This window comes from Streptomyces sp. Ag82_O1-12 (assembly GCF_900182715.1).
In the GTDB taxonomy this organism is placed as follows: Bacteria; Actinomycetota; Actinomycetes; order Streptomycetales; family Streptomycetaceae; genus Streptomyces; species Streptomyces massasporeus.
On the sequence record NZ_FXUW01000001.1, the window covers coordinates 2,417,905 to 2,435,985 of the forward strand.

Genomic DNA, 18,081 nt, shown 5'->3' on the forward strand with positions numbered 1-18,081 from the left:
CAGTGCTCCTGGAGCAGCTCTGACATCTGCTCTACGGGGAGGGGCTGGGCGTCCGTCGCTCGTGTGGCCGATTTTTTTCGGGCGGGTTTCCGGGCGGTGCTTTCGGGTGGGTTTCCGGGCGGTGCTGCCGGACGGTACTTGCGGGCGGCGCCTTCGGGTCGGTTTACGGGCAGCGCTGCCGGACGGTGCTTGCGGGCGGTTGCCGGGCGGCGCTACCCGGGTGGGTTTCCTGGCAGCGCTCCGGAAGCGGGCTCGCCGTGGGCTCGGGGAACGAGATGGACGGTGCGTCGGAAGCCTCAGGAGCTTCCGGGACGGCCGTGTCCGCCATATCCGCCGTGTCCGCCACGTCCGTCGACACGGCGGAGGGCTCCACCGGCAGGTCGGGGACGTCGGGCACCTGCGGGACCTCCGGCGCGGACAGCCCGGGCAGCGGGGCCGCCGGGACCTCCGGAAGGTCCGGGACCTCCGGGACCTGCGCGACGACCGGGACTTCCGGAAGCGTCGGCACGGACAGCGGGAGGAACGATTCGCCGACGGAAGCCCCGGCCGCTCCGCGCTCGGCTGCCGCAGTCGGGGGCTCGGTCCCCCGAGGCGTACGGCCCTCGCCACCGCCGTCCGTCCGCAACGTCTCCGCGTCCGGCGAGGCGACCGCGGTCCGAGGCGCCGCGCCACCCTCACCCCCACCTCCACCGCCGTCGAGGGCGTACGGCAGCACGAACCCCGCCACCGCCAGGGACGCCGCCGTCGAGGCGACCGCCACGGCCTGTGCCCTGCCGACCCCGCGCGGCCGCCCCCACCCGATCAGGAACAGCGCGAACCCGAGCGTGGCGGCCAGCGACTGCCGCAGCGATCGCCGGGCCCGGGCCAGCAGCGACTCGACGGTCCGGTAGCTCAGTCCCATCCGGACGGCGACCTGGCCGACGTCCAGGTCCTGCGACTTCAGCCGCAGCGCCTCGGCCTGCCGCGCGGGCAGCTCACCACTGCGCACCGCCAGCCACTTCGCCTCGGCCCGGTCGCACACCGCATCCTCGACGGGAACCGGACCCGGGGCGATGAGCGTCGGGCTGGTACGCACCTCGGCCTCGCGGTTCACCTGCCGGTACCGGTCGACGCACAGCCGCATCGTCACCGTCGTCAGCCAGGCCGCGAGCCGTTCCTCGTCCAGGTCGGGCCGCTCGGCGGCGCGCAGCATCGCCTCATGCACCGCGTCCTCGGCGTCCTCCGGGCTCATCGACCTGCGCCGGGCCACCCTGAGCAGGTGCTCGCGGTGGCTCCACATACGCCGCCACCGCTCGTCGGCCGCGGTCACCTCCGCAGGTGTCTCTGCGGGCATGTCCGCAGGCGTGTCCGTCGCCATGAGGGCCCCTTCGCGCTCACCCACCGGTCTCGTGCTGTCCGGCGGTGGGCGACATTACCGCCCAGTATCGGCGGTTGTGGAGGGGGAGACGGCCATCGAGTCCGCGCTGTTACTGGTGAGCGGGGCGCCGCTGGGCAGCAGGTCGTCGCCGGGGAGCTCCATGTCCGGGGCAGGGACGGCGAGTTGCGGCTCTTCCGTCTCCGGGGGCTCGGCGGCCGGACGGGACGGGGTGGAGGCCGGTGAGGCGGGGGCCGACGACGGACGGGACGGGATGCCGGTCGGACGGCCGGAAGGGGTGGGTGCGGATCGTTCCGGCTTCGAGGGCGATCGTGACGGCTCAGGGCACGCGGAGGAGGACCCGGGGGAGCGGTCCGGCACCACCCGGTGCCCCTCCAGGAAGTACGCGTACCAGGCCCGGACCGTGCGCAAATAGGCCGCCGAGTGGTTGTAGCCCAGGATCGCCCGGTCCAGCGCGGCGGGAACGGAAAGATCCCGCCCGCCCGCACACAGATACCGTCCGGCGGCGAGTGCCGCGTCGAAGACGTTGTTCGGATCCGAACGCCCGTCGCCGTTGCCGTCCGCGCCCCAGCGGGCCCAGGTCGACGGGATGAACTGCATCGGCCCGACCGCACGGTCGTACGCCGTGTCCCCGTCGTGGACACCGCCGTCGGTGTCCCGGATCAGCGCGAAGGCCACGCCGTCCAGCCGCGGGCCGAGGATCGGCGCCACGGTCGTACCGTCCGACGTCACCCTTCCGCCCCGCGCCTGCCCCGACTCCACCTGCCCGATCGCCGCCAGCAGCTGCCAGCGCAACCGGCAGCCGGGCGCCTCGCGCGCGAGGCGGTCCTCGGCCCGCCGATAGGCGGCGAACACGCTCGCCGGCAGCGCACCGCCCACCTCCTCCGCCGCCCCGCCGCCCGTGGGCTTCCCGGTCCGCAGCGGCGGCAGCTCGGTCCGGTACGACGCGTCACCGGACACGCTGGGTCCGTCCTCGGCAGGTGCCTGACCGCGCGCCGGTGCGGCTGCCCGCGCCGGGACGGCCCCCGGTGCCTGGGACGCGGTGAGCGCCGCCATCGCCACCACCGCGGCCGCCGTACCCCTGACGCGTCTGCCCCTGTGCCCTGCCACGTCCTGTTCCCCTCCCTGTGAGCTTCCTGTCGTCTGCTCTACGGGGGAGGGGGGTTGGTCCGTCGCGGGGTTTCACGCACGTCGCGGCGTCCGTGACAGCGGGGTGCGGATAGGCGGCAGACGAGTCGGGCTGTACGCCAGGAAGAATCATCACAGCGCTATGACCTGCGCAGACGGACGTAACGCCTACCAACGCGACTACTTTGGTGGTTAGGCAAGCGGATGCGTCCCGTCTCGCCCCGTAAGCACAAAGTCCCTGCCCCGGCGCCAAACCGTCCAGCATGGATCTGTTCGCTTCTGGGTCAGTCGGTCCGCGGCATCCAAACCGTCATTGCGTGAGTGCACGCCGTGGTCGGAGTACGGTTCGGCACCGTCAGCTGCTGGAACCTGGGCATCGCCAGGTATTCCACAATCTTCACGTTGGTCACAGACAGTGGTCGCCCGCTGTCAACATCCATGCGCGGTCGCGGCCATCTCCTTAGCCAATTCACTTACTTCGGTCAGGAGGCCCTCCGGCGACTGGTCGAGGTCGAGGGCGTGCTGGTGCAGAACGATCCCCGCCTCGCGAACGCGATGACCGGCGTGCGCGGCGTTGCCCTTCGCGTACACGAGATGACCTGCGGGGAGTCCAAGCGCGGTGCAGTACGCCAGCATCTGATACAGGTCGGCGCCCGGATAGCCGTACTTGTTCTCCACCTTGTACTTGGCGTCGACGACAGCGAGAGGACGGCCCGGGTTCCCGTCGCCGTACCAAACGAAGTCCGGTTGCATACGGACGCGTTCCTCCTCGTCGAGGTGCACGCCCTTGGCTTGGAGCACGCCGCGCCCGCCGTACGGATACAGCGCTTCGCGCAGGGCGACGCAGACAAAGTCCTCGAATACCTTGTTCATGTCGAAGAGGAACCCGTCGATCCGCAGACCGCCTGGACGGTGCTCGGCCGAAGCGCCGTCGAGGATCGCCCCCGCCAGATGAAGCGCGTGCTGGTAGCGCGCATTGAGCCGGGAGGGACGCCACTCGGGGAGCCTCTGCCCGCGTACGAGCGGAGAGACGTCCGCGAGCCGGATCCGTTGATGCAGCAGCCGGGCCCGTACGGGACGCGGAACGCCGGGCAGACGCAGCAGCCGTTCAGTGGCGGCGCGCAGCAGCCGGTTCTCGGGGATGTCGGTGGTGAACTCGTCGTAGGCGATCTCGACGGGCAGCGCGGCGCCAAACCGTTTGCGGACCTGCTCGGCCTCGCGGATGCGACCCCGAACGACGAGAGCGGTGTCCTCAAACGTCCGGTATCCCTGGATCAACCCTGCTCGGAGCGCGCCCTCCACCTGACGCTCGAATGCGTGCGCCAGCGCGGGCAGCACCTCCCGATGTTCGGCCACATCCACCTGGCCGTCCTGCCAGCCGCGGGGATCGAGGCTGTAGCCCAGCAGGAAAAACAGCCGGGCCATCGGCACTTTGGGGGTGATCCGTACCGTGACCGGTCCCGCGCCGGGCACAGTCACGGACACGGCCCCCACCTTGCTGCCGGCCTTCAGGCACCAGTGACCGGCCACGTACGGGTCGGGCGCGGCCTCGACGATACGCGAGGCGGCGAGGGCCCGGCCCACCGCCTCGGGAAGGGGGCGACGCACCGCCCGCGCATGCTCGATGAGTTCGACGGGCACGGCGACGGCACTCACGTGACAGGCTCGTCTCCGCGGACCGCCAGCGTCGCACGCAGGGACGCGAGCCCGTACCGCTTCTCGATCTTCACGCCCTCTCCGTAGTGGTGTTCCTCCAGCAGCGGAAGAATCTTGGTGCGCCAGGTGCGTTCCAGACCGCCCTCCCGGTCCACCCCGGGCTTCATCAGGTACGCCGGCCCGATCTGGAAGTCCACATCTTCGATACGGGAGTTGAGCTCGTCCAGCAGCTCGGCCCGCTCCGCGTCCCTCTCCGTCCCCGCCAGCCAGCGACGCAGCAGGCCTCTCGTCGGTTCGGTGCGTGGGGAGAGTTCGACGAACGCGAAACGGCGCCGCATGGCCGCGTCCACAAGCGCGATGGAGCGGTCTGCGGTGTTCATGGTGCCGATGACGAAGAGGTTGTCCGGCAGGGAGAAGTCGTCACCAGAGTAGGTGAGCCGCAGTGTCTGGCGCCGGTATTCCAGCAGGAAGTACAGCTCTCCGAAGACCTTCGCCAGGTTGGCCCGGTTGATCTCGTCGATGATCAAAAAGTGGGGAATGTGCCGGTTGCCCTCCTTGTCCGCGCGGTCCGCGAGTTCGCGCAGCGGCCCGGCAGTGAGACGGAAGGCGACCTCCTTGGTCTTCGGGTCCTCCTTGGGACGGTAGCCCTCGAAGAAGTCTTCGTAGGAATAGGAGGGATGGAACTGCACCAGTTTGACCTGTTCGGGGCCACCGCCGAGGAACTCGGCAAGTTCCAGAGCGAGATGGGTCTTGCCCGTTCCAGGCGGCCCGTAGAACACGAGCTGCTTCTCGTCCCACAGCAGGTCCCGCACTTCGCTCAGCCACGAGACACTGTGCACGTTGAGACGGTCCGTCAGCGCCTGATCCGGGGCGGGAAGTTCCAGCTTCCGACGGGCGGTTTGGGCCGGCAGTTCTGCGCTCGGGTCGCTCACGGTGGCCTCGGCCTCGTCGGCCAGTTGCTCATCGGTCAGCCCCAGCCCGTCTATGAGGGCTTGTACGGCCGTGAGGTCGACGACATCGTGCTGGACCGACAGCTTCTGCTGGAGTTCCTCGGGCAGTTCCTCCCACTCATAACTGGTGTCCTGCCAGTCGACGGGCCGCCGCAGATTGGACCGCCCGTCCTCAGAAGCAATCTGCTCGGCGGCTCCAGTGACCTTGCCGACGTACAGCCGCCCGTCGGAGCGCGCGCACACCGTGTCGTCGGGCTTCATCCGGGTAAGGAAGACGTGCAGCGCCTCGACGAGTTCCTGCTTCTGGTTGTACGTGGCCGCCGACTCGTAGTCCTCCTCTACGAGGGTGCGCAGCAGGTTCCAGTCCGGGTTCGCTTCGACGCCCAGCCGCAACCTGGTGGCCGCGACGGTGACCAATCCTTCGGCGAGCCACAACCGCTGAACAAGATTGACGCCGGTGACGTTTGAGCCGCGGATGAGCCACGCACGGTTGGGCGCAGTCGACATGTGATCGAGGTGGGCGAGTGGTTGCCCATCGGCCGATTTCCACTCGCCCCAGCCATTGACACTGCAGCCTCGTAGGATTTCGGCGGCAGCCGAGGGCGAGGTGCACTCGATGTCCCAGGCCGCCTCCAGGTATCCCGGCCACCTCTCGGAATGCCGCAGCAGTCCCTGCGAGATGAGTTGCTGTCGTGTGCGGTACGACGTCGGCTTGCGTGCCGCAAACGAGGGAACCACCTTGGTCTGGGCTGGAGACCCCGCCGCGATGACGAACCTCTGACTCCCGCTGGCGCCCTTCTCCCCCAGCAGCCGACCCCGAGCCTCCGGCCCACCTCTCGGCAGTCTCAGGTAGAGCGCCGGGTATGCGTCGGTCATCGGTCTCCTCGTATGTCCTGCAGCTCACGTCGTACAGCAGCCTATGTGGGGGCAGTGACAGCCACGCTGGTCAGGCTGAACGCTTGCCCCGACGGGGAGGGCGGTCCTTCTTCGGCCTGAGCTGGGGGAGCCAGCGTTCGGGGCCGGGTAGGGGGAGGGACAGCTCCTCGCGGGGCGTTGGGCGCGGCGCCCAGGTGCGCGGGCCGGGGAGGCGGAGGGCCAGCCGGGAGACAGCAACCATGGCGGGCGAAGGGTCGCGCTCAAGGTAGTTGAGGATTAGAGGCATCCCGACCGAGTTCACCTGTGGGTTCCAAGTGCGGCACGCTATCTGGCAGTACTCACGGGCCTCGAAGAGCACGCCTCTGCACGCCGCCGGCTGCTCCCCATCCCTCATCCACAGGATGCGGTCCCCCGGCGCGAGGCGCTCACGGCCGATGAGTGCTCCGTTGGCGACGTTCCCCACGGCGTCGAGATGGGGCACGGGGTCGTCATCACCGCCGACGTCACCATCGCTGAACCCGGCTGTCTCATCCGGACCGTCCACAGCACAGATCTCGAACTGGTCGCCGTCGGCGTGCGCCTGCCAGAAGTCGAGCGGCTCCCACCCGCCATCGCCGAACAACGACGGCTGGGCCAGCAGGACGAAGACCTCGCCCGCCTCCAGGGAGAGCGTGATGCGGTCCTCACCGCCGATGGGATGGATCTCCCCGACCTCCCAGGCGTGGTTGCCGTTGACCTCCAGCACGCACTCACGGACGGTCGCCACGGCGATGTCGGCGGACACGGAGAAGTACTCCCGCCGAGGGTTGACCCGCTGTCTGCTCAGGCGCTGATGAACAAGCTTCTCAACCTTGGACCAACGCATGGTCAGCGCCCGGAAGAGGACCTCGAACGGCAGTGGTACGCCCTCGTGGCTGGATATCTTCGCCGCGCGTTCCTCCGGTAGCAGAGTGGTGAGGCCGATCTTCACCATGTCGGGCATCGCAGGATTCCGCATGACGTAGACGAAGCCAGTGCCGTGTGTGATCACACGCATATTCTGACGTGTGCGTGTGACGCGATGTTCACGGTTCGCACATATTCGGCCGCGTCTCGTAAGTGGCCGCAGAACGAGGGGGAACGAAAACATGGACAGCAGGCTGCCCGCCGGCGGGCCTCGCATCGAGGACTTGCTGGAGGCGGTACCCATCACGGTGGCCGAACTTCGGGGTGCGGTGGGCCTCTTCGACGAGGACACGGCGGGCATGCTGAGAGCCTCGGTCGACACGGCGGAGCGGGCATTCGCCGAACTGAACGCCTGCGACCGCGTGATCGATGAGGCCGGTGCCCGCGGTGAAGATGCCGCGGCCCACCTTCGGCACCTGCTCATTCGGGAGGCCCGGGAAGAGGTCGCAGCGGAACTGACGGCTCTCGACGTGATCGCCGGGGAGGTACGTCAGTCGGTGGCGACGCTGCGTCTGCTGAATCGGATTCTGGGCCGCGAGGCGGCCCTCGAGGACGACACGCCGCCGACGGACGTGTCCCGGCTCCGCGAGATCGATCTTCGCTCGGTGCCATCCACGTACGGCGACGATGCGGAGTACGAGGATCTTCTGGCGATGGCCGACCGTGGGGCGGAGCTCGCACCGCAACTGCAGAAGGCACACAGGGAACGAGTCTCAGCTGTGGCCGAACATCTGGTCACCGTCGTGCAACAGGCGGCAAGAACCGGCTTCGCGCACGAGCGGTTTGCACAGGAGTCGCTGCGTGAAGCACGGGCGGCTCATGCTCTGTGGCTGAGGTGCCTGGATCAGCGGCAGCACGACCTCGGGAGGTAGGCGGCAGTCGGCAGCCGCGCTCGGCCGAATACGGCATCGGCCAATTCGTGTGAGGCTCGCTAATAACGTGGCCCCGAGACTGACGCCCTGACACAGGTCCCGGGCGGTACTCATCGTGGACACACAATGAAGCGCACAGGTTCGGAGAGCACTCGCGTTGCCGGCTCCAGATCTGCCAGCCGCCTTGCCAGCGTCGATTCGGCGAGCCTGGGCGGCAGTGCATCCGCGAACTTCAGTCCTTTGACCGCCCGCTCGTCGACCTCCGGCAGGCACAGATGGTCCGAGGCGGTGACCGAAACCTGTTTCCAGGTGTCAGGGCTGAGGTCCTCACGCAGCCGGATCCAGCAGTCGTTGATCTGCTGGGCAGGTATGGCGACCTCGGCGAGCGTCGCTGCGAGTGTGGCGTTCGCCCGATGGCCGGCCCATGTCCACCACCTCACGTATCCTCCGGAACCGCGGGTGATCACCGTGCCTCCGGGGTGCACCGCTTCCATGAAGTGCTCCCGTGCTTCGACCAGGTACTTCTCCGCTCGCGCCGTGAGGTCCACCGGCGGGTTCGCCCCGAGGAGCACTTCTCGTACCGCGCGGGTGAGTTCGAAGGAGATGCCGAAGTCGAGCCCGGCACCGCTCCACTTCGCTCTGCCGCCGCCGTCGACGGGTTCGACGAAGCACCGCTTGCGCTTCCAGTCGATGTACGTGACCTGCCAGCTCCGCCCGGCCAGGAGCAACCGCCTTGGTCCGTCGGTCCGTTCGGTGAGAAGGCTCGGATCGGTCCTGCCGATCTCCCGGCGGCCTTGCAGCACGGTGAACTGGGGAGGCGCGGTGAAGACCGCCGTGAGGCTCATGAAGTGCCGGTGCCCGAAGCGCCGTTCCGCCTCGGGGCCGATGAACAGGAGTCCGCCGTCCTGGTTCAGGTAGCCGTTGTCGACCAGGTGCCGGACGATCGGCTCGGCGGACTGGCCGAACGGGCCGAGGCCATTCCACCACTCCTGCCAGAGACGGTCCCCGACCTGCGGTTCCTGCAGGCACAGCGCGAGAAGCTGTTGGGCCACGATGTGCCGCGGCTCCGGCGGGGCGACGACAGGCTCCACCCAGCCGCGCGACCACTGCAGGAGAAGGGCCGCGGCGCCGAGGAGTCCATCGCGGTCCAGCGCGAGGAACAGGCAGTTGCGTGATGCCCCGGGCCTGCGTCCGGTGCGGCCGAGCCGTTGCAGGAAGGAGGCGACGGTGAGCGGGGCGTCGATCTGGATGACCCGGTCCAGATCCCCGACGTCGATGCCGAGTTCGAGGGTGCTCGTGGAGACGATGACGCAGTCGCGGGCTTCTGCGAATGCCTGTTCCGCGCGACGGCGTTCGTCGACCGAAAGGGAGGCGTGGGAGAGGAAGGTCGTCACGCCCTTGGCTCGCAGCTTCTCGCCCAGCTCCTCGACGAGCCGACGGGACTCGCAGAAGACGAGCCGTTTCTCGCCGCGGTGCAGGGCCGCGATCACGGTGGCGGCGTTGTCGACGGAACCCACATAGTCGAGCTGGATGTCCGCCGGGGGCGGCGACACCGCTCCCGGTGTCGCCGGCTGCGGGTCGGCCAGATGCGGTGCCACCACCACGGACGGCTGCTTCCCCACTCCGGATCCCTGAAGCCACAGCAACAGCTCCTCAGGGTTGCCGACCGTGGCGGACAGCCCGACGCGCTGCACGGGTCGCCCGGCGACGCGCTGCAGCCGCTCCAGGACCGCGAGCAGATGCCAGCCCCGGTCGTCCCCGGCGAAGGCGTGCACCTCGTCGACGACCACGGTGCGCAGTCCGGAGAAGAAGGACGTGTGATCGACATTCGCGCTCACCAGCATCGCCTCCAGCGACTCCGGTGTGGTGAGCAGGATGTCGGGCCGCGCGGCCAGGATCCGCTTCCGCGTGCCGGAGGTGACGTCCCCGTGCCACAGGGCGGCCGTGCGTCCAAGCCACGAGGCGTACGTCTCCAGCCGGGGCAGCAGGTTGTTGAGTAGCGCCTTGAGCGGACACACGTACAGGACGGACGTCCCCGACCACTTCCGCTGCGTCATCTTCGACAGCAGCGGAAACGACGCGGCCTCCGTCTTGCCTCCGGCGGTGGGCGCCAGAAGGATCGCGTCGTCGCCCGCGAGCAGCGGCCCGATGGCCTCCTCCTGCAGGGGGCGCAGTCCGGGCCAGCCGAGCGTGTTGACGATGTGGTGGACGAGCGCGGGTTCGAGATCGTCGATGCCGCTCACGGCATCTCCAGGTCGATGTCGTCCGCGCGTGCGGCCGCCGCATTGCGTTCCACTTCGGTCAGCTCGCCGTCCGTAATGGTAAGCGCGTAGTGCTTGCGTGGATCGAAATCCTGGAACTCGTCCACCCGGTCGAGCACATCGGCGACGAGTTTGCGCAGGAAGACGCGGGGCGCGACTCCGACCTTGCCTCCGAGTCCGCCGGTGACGGCGGTGGCGAGTTCCATGAGATACGTGTCGTCCACTTGCTGCTTGACGCGTTCCGGATGCCGGGCGGCGCCCGCGTACAGATCACGCACCCGCCTGCCCAACTCGCCGAGCCGTTCCAGGTCGAAGCCGGCGAGCCGCAGTTGGACCGCCCGCGGCGAGTCGAAGCGCGGGTCGGTGGTGAAGTCGGTCGCCAGCCGCTGCGCGAGCGGGGGAAGCCGCTGCGCGCCCTGCTGACCGTCGTAGAAGGCCGGCGTTCCCGTGATGACGAGGAACAATCCCGGGAAGCGTCCCGCATCGATCTCGTCGAGAAGCTGCCGCAGTGCGTTGAGTCCCTTCTCCCGCACGTCACCGCGCACCCGCTGAAGGGTCTCGATCTCGTCGAGGACGAGCAGCAGACCGGGGTGGCCGCAGTCTCGCAGCACGGTGAGCAGCCCCTGCAGGAAGCCGAGCGCCGCGAAGTGGTCGAGGTCGCCCCGTACCCCGGCGGCCCGGCGTGCTGACGCGGCAACGGACTTCTGACCGCCGAGCCAGGCGATGAGGGCTTCCGCGGTCACCGCGTCGTCGGCCGCGACCGCGCGCCGGTACCCCCGCAGGGCCGCGGCGAACGCCGGTGTGGTGCGGGCCACTTCGGCGAGCCGACGTTCCATCAGCTCGTCGACCGCTTCGCCCAGCGCCGCTTCGTCCTCCTCGTCCACGTCCCCGTTGTCGAGGACCTCCTCCTCCAGCGTGTAGAACCAGGAGTCGACGATCGCGCGCAGTGCACTCGGTTGGTGGGTGGCCGTGGACAGCCGCTCGGTGAGCCGGCGGTACACCGTCTCCAGCCGGTGCAGAGGCGTCTCCGTCTCGGAGATCTGTACCTCGGCCGTGGCGAGCCCGGCGCGCTTGGCCCGCTCGGCGAGCCAGCGTGCGAAGAAGGTCTTGCCGGAGCCGTACTCGCCGCGGATGGCGTGGAAGGCTGCCCCGCCCCGCGCCACCGTGGCCACGTCCTCGTCGAGGGCGCCGGTGAACCGGTCGAGGCCGACCGCGAAGAGGTCGAGCCCGGAGTGCGGCACGGTGCCCCGGCGCAGTGCGTCGACGACCTCCCGCCGCCGGACCGCGCTCACGTCGGGCGACGGCGTCATCGGCGTCACGTCGGCTCCTTCGGGAAAAACTGGTCGCGCAGCAGGGTCACATCGAGTTTCACCGTGTGCCCGGCGTCGATGAAGCCGAGGACCGGGTAGCCCTCGATGTTGAGCAGCCGCTGCACGGTGGCGATGAACCCGTCGATGTTGCGCCGCACCCGCCCGGTCGCCGAGATGGCGCCGGCGAGCGCGGCCGGTGACATGGTGCCGCCCGCCCCGGCCAGCGCGTCGATGACGGCCGCCACGACCTTGCTCTCGGGAGCCTTGCGGACGTACTCCTTCTGCGCCTCGTACACCTCGCTGGCGACCACTCGCTCGCCCAGGGTGGCAGGGGCGGCTCCGTCCGCGGCCGGCACTACGACGTCGGCGGCGGCGAAGAGCCCTTCGCCCGCGTGCTGCTCCTTCGGCTTTCCCCGCTTCGGTTTGTGTGGTGGCTCCTGCGCTGCCACGGCCTCGGGCCGCCCGCCCTTGCAGGGGGCCCACCACCGGGGGACGGCCTGCTCCCGGGGCAGGGCCTCCCACCCCTTCGGCACCAGGTCGCGGTCGGGCACCAGGACGAGCAGCGGCACCGTGACCTCCGCGAGCGCGGCTCCGCCGTGGTACCCGGCCCGGCGGCCGGTGTAGCGGATGTCCTCCCGCCAGGGCGCGACGATGGTGCCGCCACCCTCCAGGACACGCGGCCCCGACAGCTGGACCTCGCCGTCCTTCGCCGCGCCCGTACGCCATCGGGCCGAGCCGGGCCCCGCGCCCTCATCACCCACAGGTCCTTGGCTCGCACCCCGCTCCAGCACATGGCCGTGGTCCGCGACGAGCACGACCGGGCGCCCGTACCCCTTGGCCGCCGACAGCAGTTCCCGCAGGTAGGTGACGTCACCCAGGCTCCACTGGGTACGCCGCCCCTGCTGTCCCTTGTCGAGGGCGTCGTCGATGGTGTTCAGTACGACGCCGACGACCGCATCCGAGGCGAGCGCGGCCATGATCTCCTCGGAGAGGAACCTTCCCGCTCCTCCCTCTATCCCTGCCTTGTGGAAGAGCAGCGCGTCGAGTCGCCGCTGCTTCCAGAAGGCGGCGAATCCCGAACTCTCCTTCGCCTGCCCGCCCTTGACCGCCGTTCCGGTGAGCAGGGAGGCACGACTGACCTCGGTGACCGAGGGCAGCATGGACACCGCGGCCATCCGCCGCGGCTCTTCTTCCGAGCCCGCCTTGCCGGGCACGGCCTCGGTCCAGCCCTCGCGCTCGGCCTCCTCGCCCAGTTGCGCGGCGACGGCGCAGCTCATGCCGTCCAGCACCAGGACGAGCGGAGCCGTATCGCCGGCCAGCGGCCTGACGGCTTCGGCCAGTACGTTCTCGACGACCAGGCAGCCGCCGGGGTGGAGCGCGGTGGCATTCGGCGTCCAGGAGGCCAGCCGCCGGGCGAACTCCTCGTCCAGCCGTTCGCGCCGCTCCCTAGCCGCCTCGTACAGCGCACGGAGGTCCTCGCCCGCGGCGGCGTCACCCTCGGGGTCGCCGGCCCACAGAACGGCGAGCGCCCGGTCCGCCCAGCCCCACTCCCCTGCCTGGCCCCGTACTCCGGCCGCCACCGACGCCACCGAGGGCCGCGGAAGGGCCAGCCAGCGGGCGATTCGTACGGCCATCTCGGCCACGCCGACGCGGTCCGCGTTCAGCCGGGCCAGCATGTGGGCCTTCAGCTCGGCCAGGGCCGCTTCCCCGGCTTCCGGGGAGGTGCGGGCCGCTGCCGTCACGTGCCGCAGCTGGGCCGTGAAGCTGGACGGCAGGAAGCGGTTGGATTCGAGGGCGGTGGTGAGTCCGGCGTCCTCGGCGAGCTTGTCTGCGCGTTTGAGGACGGCGGAAACCCGATCCAGCGCGGCGGCGTTGTGCCGGGCCTCCCCGATCCAGCGGATGAGGGCGCCCTCGACGGCCTCGGTGAAGGACTGCAGTTCCGTCCGGCGCGGCATCACCTGGCCGAACAACCCGCCGACGGCGAGCACCACGTCGGGGCTCGCGGTCTGGTCGCGCAGAACTGCTCCCAGCAGCCCGAGCGGCATCGCGTCCTGCCCGCGCCCGGTCTCCGCCAGGGACATCAGAACTGGTGCGGCCGGCCCCGTTGTCTCACCGAGCCACTTCTTCAGCTCGTCCCGTTCGGTCTGCTCCAGTTCCACGAAGCGCAAGGGCCCCGCGGGCGTACGGGACCAGGTGAGCAGGGCGTCCAGATCGACGGCGGTCCCGGCCGCCGAGCCCGCCCCGTCGTCGCCGTCGCCCAGCCCGAGCCGGGCCACGACCAGCGCGCGCAGCGCCGCGTCCCGCGTCAGGACGGAGCCCGCGCGTGTCCACCCCCGGGACGGCTCGGCGTCGAGCAGCGCCTCCAGCAGCCATCCTTCGTCGTACATGCGCGGGTCGAGTCCGGCCGCTCCGAAGCGCTGCATGACGATTTCGGCGTTCTCCACCGTGAGCGTCTGCCGCCGTACCGCCTGACCGCGCAGGTCCCAGCCGATCTGACCGTCGTCGACGCCGGTGGTGACGACGAGCAGGTCCGCACCGGCGGCCTTGTCCCGGTGCTTGGTCCACTCCTCGAGGATGCCCAGGACGGACGCCTGGTGGCTGACGCGGACGCGCCGCGTCTCCTCCCCCGCCCGCACGGTGAACTCCTCGGGCGCGCCGGCCGTGTAGCGCCCGTGCACCAGGACGAGACGCCGGTCTCCGAGCCCGGAGGCGTGCGTGGCGAGCAGAGCCTCGATGGTGCGACGGCCCACCTGGGGCAGGGCGGCGCCCATCAGCGTCCGGTCTCCTTCTCCTGATCGCCGGTGGGCACGGGGCGCCAGGTGACCTGGATGCGGGTGCCCGGATGGGTGGCGAGGTACGACCTGATCTCCTCCTCCACATCGGCGACCGTGGCGGCGAGGGACGCTTCGAGCCGAGTGGGCTCGACGACATGCGGAGCCCCCGGGCGTACGGCGTGAGCGGGTACGTCGACCGGTCGCCCGCCACCGTCGACCTGCTGGGGCGTGTCCTCCGGCACGACGGGCGCCGACGGGATCACCGGCTTCCCGTGTTCCGTGAAGCTGATGTCGCCGGCGGTCGGCTGTGGTTGTTGCGGCTGAGGTGGCACGGGCTGGGCGACCTGCGCGAGGCGTGCGACTTCGTTGACGAGGGCCAGTGCCCGGTCCTGGAGCTGTTCGAGTACGGGGACGAGCGAGCGGGCCTGCTCGTGGTCGTTCGCGGTCTCCTCGATGACCTGGATCAACCGTGCGGCCCGGTCGCCCACGCCGTCGTCCCGGCCGGTGAAGCCGCGTACGCTGCCCAGCAGCTTCCAGTTGGTGTCGTCGAGCGCGGCCAGCACCTCGGGGGCCTGCTTGAGGGCTGCCCCGATCTCCTGGTCGGTCACGTCGTACGCCACCGCCGCGAGCTCGCGCACCACCACGGCCGCGTCGTCGGTGCGCCCGAGCCGGGCCACGAGGTCCGCCGCGGCCTTCATGGACCTCATCCGCGGGGCGTCCGCCCCCTGGGGGCCCTGCAGCCCCAGTTCCCCGGCCCGCTTCTGCAGCACGGACCGGACCCCGCTCACGGCATCGCGATGCCTCTCGGCCACTTCCTTCACGCCGGTGGCGAGTTTGGCGACGTTCAGTGCGATGAGCGCGGGCGGTACGTGAACCCCGAAGATCCTTCCGGCCCGTTCACGCGCGGTCGCGAACTCCTCGTCGGTCGGCTTCTCGACGGCGCGCAGTCCGTAGCCGGGACCGATCTTGTCCAGCTCCGGCGCCTGCCGCAGCGGTGAGGTCTGGTACACCCACGTCCGGTCGTCGAGCAGTGCGTAGGTGGCGATGATCAGGTTGCTGACGTTCTTCTCCAGGCCGGTGAACCCGAGCTGGCCGATCCACCTGCGGATGTCCTCGACGGACAGGTCCGTGCCGGCGTGCGCGTCGGCGGCTTTCTGGTTGATCCGCAGCCGCCACTCACGGCTGACGTTCAGCGGACCGTCGTACACCTCGCCCAGTCCCAGCGGATGCACGATCTTCTTCACCATGGCCAGCTGGTGGCTGTCGACGACGATGCGTCGCTCGCCGCTCTCCATGGCCCGGCCGATCCATTCGAGCGCCGTCTTCAGCTCGCGCAGGGTGACCGGCTTGCGGGTGAGGGCGGGGTCGAAGTCGGGGTGCTTCGGGTAGAGCACGGCGAACATCTCGTCCGCGAGGGCGTAGAGGTTCTTCTCGAAGCCGATTCCGGGCTCGGGCTTCTGCCGCGTGAAGCCGGGCCGCAGCGACCACACGTGCTGGTCCGCCGGGACCTCGGCTCCGACGTTCGCGGCCTCCGCCTTGCTGATCCCGTACAACTGCTCGAGTACGGCGGAGAGTTGGGTGGTGAGATTGTCGCTCTGCGCCTTGAGCTGGTGGCGGATCTGGATCCGTTCCTCGGTCGGGCGGGTGGCGGTGACGTCGTCGAGGCGGTCGCGCTCCAGCAGATAGTTGATCTTCAGGAGTCGTCCGAGCTGCCGTGCCCGCTGCTCGGAGAAGAAGTCGGGCAGCCAGACGATGGTGTTCCCGGACCGTCCCGACCGCTTCAGGGCCTCGATCCGGTGGACGTCCTCGATAGGCGAGCGCTGCGGCTCGTCGAAGGGATAGTCCAGCACGAAACGGATGTTGCCGTCCGTCTGCGGTTCGAACTGCTCGTCGGGCAGATGGGGATCCCGCACGTTCCCGAAGACGAACTCGGCGGTCCGCTTGGTGCCCCGCCAGACGATCTCGCGCTCGCATACGAACGCCTGCGTGTCCTTGATACCGAAGGCCGCCCACAGCTGGTCCTTGACCCACTGCCGCCGGTGTCCGCCCTTGTCCGCGACCCCCTGGACCTCTTCGAGCAGCGGCTCGACGTCCAGGTCGGACAGGTGCAGATGGAACACCGGGTCGGCGTCGCCCTCGCTCCTCAGCTCCCCGAAACCCTGGGCCTGGAGGTCTCGCAGCGCCTTCACCGCGATCGATCCGGCCGACCCCACCCGGGCCCTGATCGTGCCGTGGTTGAGGGCGGCGAGCCGCCCACCGGTCAGCCGTGCCAGAGCCGGGACGTTGGGGGCGAGCGCGGCGAGCAGCAGCGTTTTGACGAGCCGGTCGTCCCGCCGGTAGCGCGGATCGTCGACGGACCCGTACTTCTCCAGCAGATGCGCCCGTACGCGCGCGTGGAAGCGGTGCGCGATCTCGGACTCGCGGCGCAGCTTGGCGGTGAACGCCTCGCCGGTGCCCGACGCTATGACGTCCCACAGATCGCCGAGCGGAATCAGCTCCCCCATCCTCAGGTCGTCGCGTCGGCGCCGCAGCAGTTCCTGGACGAGTTTGAGGCCGGTGCGTTCACGCTGGAGCGCTCCGGAGAGGTCCACTAGGACGTTGAGCAGCGCGGGCGAGAGCGGGTACAGGGTGCGGAAGTCGTCCCAGCTGGCCTCGGTCCGCCCGTGGGCGTCGAGCAGCACCTGCCGGACCTCGTCCTTGGACGACTCGACGAGCGTGAAGGCCTCGTCGCGGGCCGATTCCATCCCTGGCTTCGGTTCCAGCACACGGCGCTTGATGATCTCGACGAGGTTGCTGTCCTCCAGATTGACGACGTCGATACGCCCGGCGAGATATTCGATCTGCTGTTCCAGGTTCTGCACCTCGGCGCCCGCCACATCGGAGCCGATGAGCTGCGACAGGTCGCGCTGACGCGAGATGAAGGACACGATCGGTACGGGCCGGTCGGTGTCGCCGGACTCGATCAGCTTGACCAGCCGCTGCACCTGGTCGCGTACGAAGTCCTGCTCGCCCATGTGCGCCTGGAGCCAGAGGATCAGCTCGTCGAGGAAGAGCACGATGCCGTCGTAGCCGAGGGACTTGGCATGCCGGGAGATGACCGACAGCCCGTTCTCCAGCGGTACGAAGGCGTCCTTGTCGCCGCGGGCTCCTTGCGCGTACGCCGCCATGGGCCCGGAGAGCAGGGCGGAGACGAGTGCCTCGCGGTACGGGTCCCCGGCGGGCGCGTCGAAGGCACGGTCCAGGTCGGCGGAGGTCCAGCTGCCGGCGGCCGGGGCGGCGTCGTCCGCGTCCAGCATGTCGAGGTCGTCGTCATCGCCGTCCGCGCCCAGGGCACCGCCACCAGGGGCCACCGCGGCGGCCCCGTCCCCGAGCCACTGCACGAACTTGGCGTCGTCGGCGAGGAACTCCCGCTGCCTGCGCGCGTCCGCGAGCGCGGAGTCGGCCCGGTAGACGGCGGGGGTCGGCTTGTTCCCTTCCAGGGACCGCACGGCGTGCACGTAACCGCCGAGGATGGCCGAGTCCAGGTCGGTGGAGCCCACGAGGTGGTAGGGCACCATGAGGAACGTGCTGTCGCGCAGCCAGTCGTCGTGCTCGGCGATGACCTCCTGAAGCCGCGGCTTGGAGCGGGCCGCCGCGCTGTTGTTCAGCACGGCGTGCAGCACGGTCAGGAAGTGGCTCTTACCGGCACCGAACGAACCGTGCAGGTAGGCGGCGTGCGAGTTCCCCGACCTGACCGCCGCCCCGACCAGCCCGAGCGCGCTGCGGAAGGCCCCTTGCAGCTGCTCGGTGACCACGTACTCCGCGACGCGGGCATCGGTTTCGGTGAACCCGCCGGACAGCTCGACCTTGAAATCGCCGGCATGGACGTCTTCCTTGATGTCGATGACATCCCGCAGGAAGAGTTCGCTGGTGGGCATCCGGCTCTCGTTCCCTC

10 protein-coding genes are annotated in these 18,081 nt (G+C 69.8%); 1 reads left to right on the plus strand and 9 read right to left on the minus strand.

The features are described from left to right. Positions 1-163: 163 nt before the first annotated feature. The 5 genes from QOL88_RS11175 to QOL88_RS11195 form a co-directional block, all read right to left on the minus strand. A complete protein-coding gene (locus QOL88_RS11175; RefSeq protein ID WP_097216291.1) occupies positions 164-1,357 on the minus strand; it encodes a sigma-70 family RNA polymerase sigma factor in 1,194 nt (397 codons plus the stop codon). A gap of 54 nt (positions 1,358-1,411) precedes the next feature. Continuing rightward, positions 1,412-2,431 carry a lytic transglycosylase domain-containing protein gene (locus QOL88_RS11180; RefSeq protein ID WP_097216292.1) on the minus strand — a complete coding sequence of 340 codons (1,020 nt, stop codon included), beginning with the start codon at positions 2,429-2,431 and terminating at the stop codon, positions 1,412-1,414. 501 nt (positions 2,432-2,932) lie between these two features. After that, on the minus strand, positions 2,933-4,159 hold the full coding sequence (locus QOL88_RS11185) for an McrC family protein (RefSeq protein ID WP_097216293.1): 1,227 nt from the start codon (positions 4,157-4,159) through the stop codon (positions 2,933-2,935). Continuing rightward, entirely contained in the window at positions 4,156-5,985 is a 1,830-nt protein-coding gene (locus tag QOL88_RS11190; RefSeq protein ID WP_097216294.1) for a DUF4357 domain-containing protein, read from the minus strand. Before QOL88_RS11190 ends, QOL88_RS11185 begins: the two co-directional genes overlap by 4 nt. 70 nt (positions 5,986-6,055) lie before the next feature. Further along, entirely contained in the window at positions 6,056-7,015 is a 960-nt protein-coding gene (locus QOL88_RS11195; RefSeq protein ID WP_179878833.1) for a GIY-YIG nuclease family protein, read from the minus strand. 97 nt (positions 7,016-7,112) lie between these two features. Here QOL88_RS11195 and QOL88_RS11200 point away from each other — a divergent pair, with 97 nt between their 5' ends. Then, the gene (locus QOL88_RS11200) at positions 7,113-7,802 is read left to right on the plus strand and encodes a hypothetical protein (protein ID WP_179878834.1); all 690 of its coding nucleotides are present in this window, start codon (positions 7,113-7,115) and stop codon (positions 7,800-7,802) included. Between the two features lie 110 nt (positions 7,803-7,912). Here the strand turns inward: QOL88_RS11200 and QOL88_RS11205 are convergent, their stop codons facing one another. Genes QOL88_RS11205 through QOL88_RS11220 form a run of 4 tightly spaced genes read right to left on the minus strand, consistent with a single transcriptional unit; the run spans position 7,913 to position 18,064 of the window. Beyond that, positions 7,913-10,045 carry a DEAD/DEAH box helicase gene (locus QOL88_RS11205; RefSeq protein WP_097216297.1) on the minus strand — a complete coding sequence of 711 codons (2,133 nt, stop codon included), beginning with the start codon at positions 10,043-10,045 and terminating at the stop codon, positions 7,913-7,915. Further along, complete coding sequence (gene brxD, locus QOL88_RS11210; protein ID WP_097222939.1) at positions 10,042-11,373, minus strand: BREX system ATP-binding protein BrxD; 1,332 nt, start codon at positions 11,371-11,373, stop codon at positions 10,042-10,044. Before brxD ends, QOL88_RS11205 begins: the two co-directional genes overlap by 4 nt. A gap of 5 nt (positions 11,374-11,378) precedes the next feature. Next, positions 11,379-14,144, minus strand: coding sequence for a BREX-2 system phosphatase PglZ (gene pglZ / locus QOL88_RS11215; protein ID WP_097216298.1), 2,766 nt, complete (start codon positions 14,142-14,144; stop codon positions 11,379-11,381). Beyond that, positions 14,144-18,064 (minus strand): DUF6079 family protein, encoded by a 3,921-nt coding sequence (locus QOL88_RS11220; RefSeq protein WP_097216299.1) that lies wholly within the window; start codon positions 18,062-18,064, stop codon positions 14,144-14,146. The genes pglZ and QOL88_RS11220 overlap by 1 nt, the downstream gene beginning before the upstream one ends. Positions 18,065-18,081 lie beyond the last annotated feature (17 nt).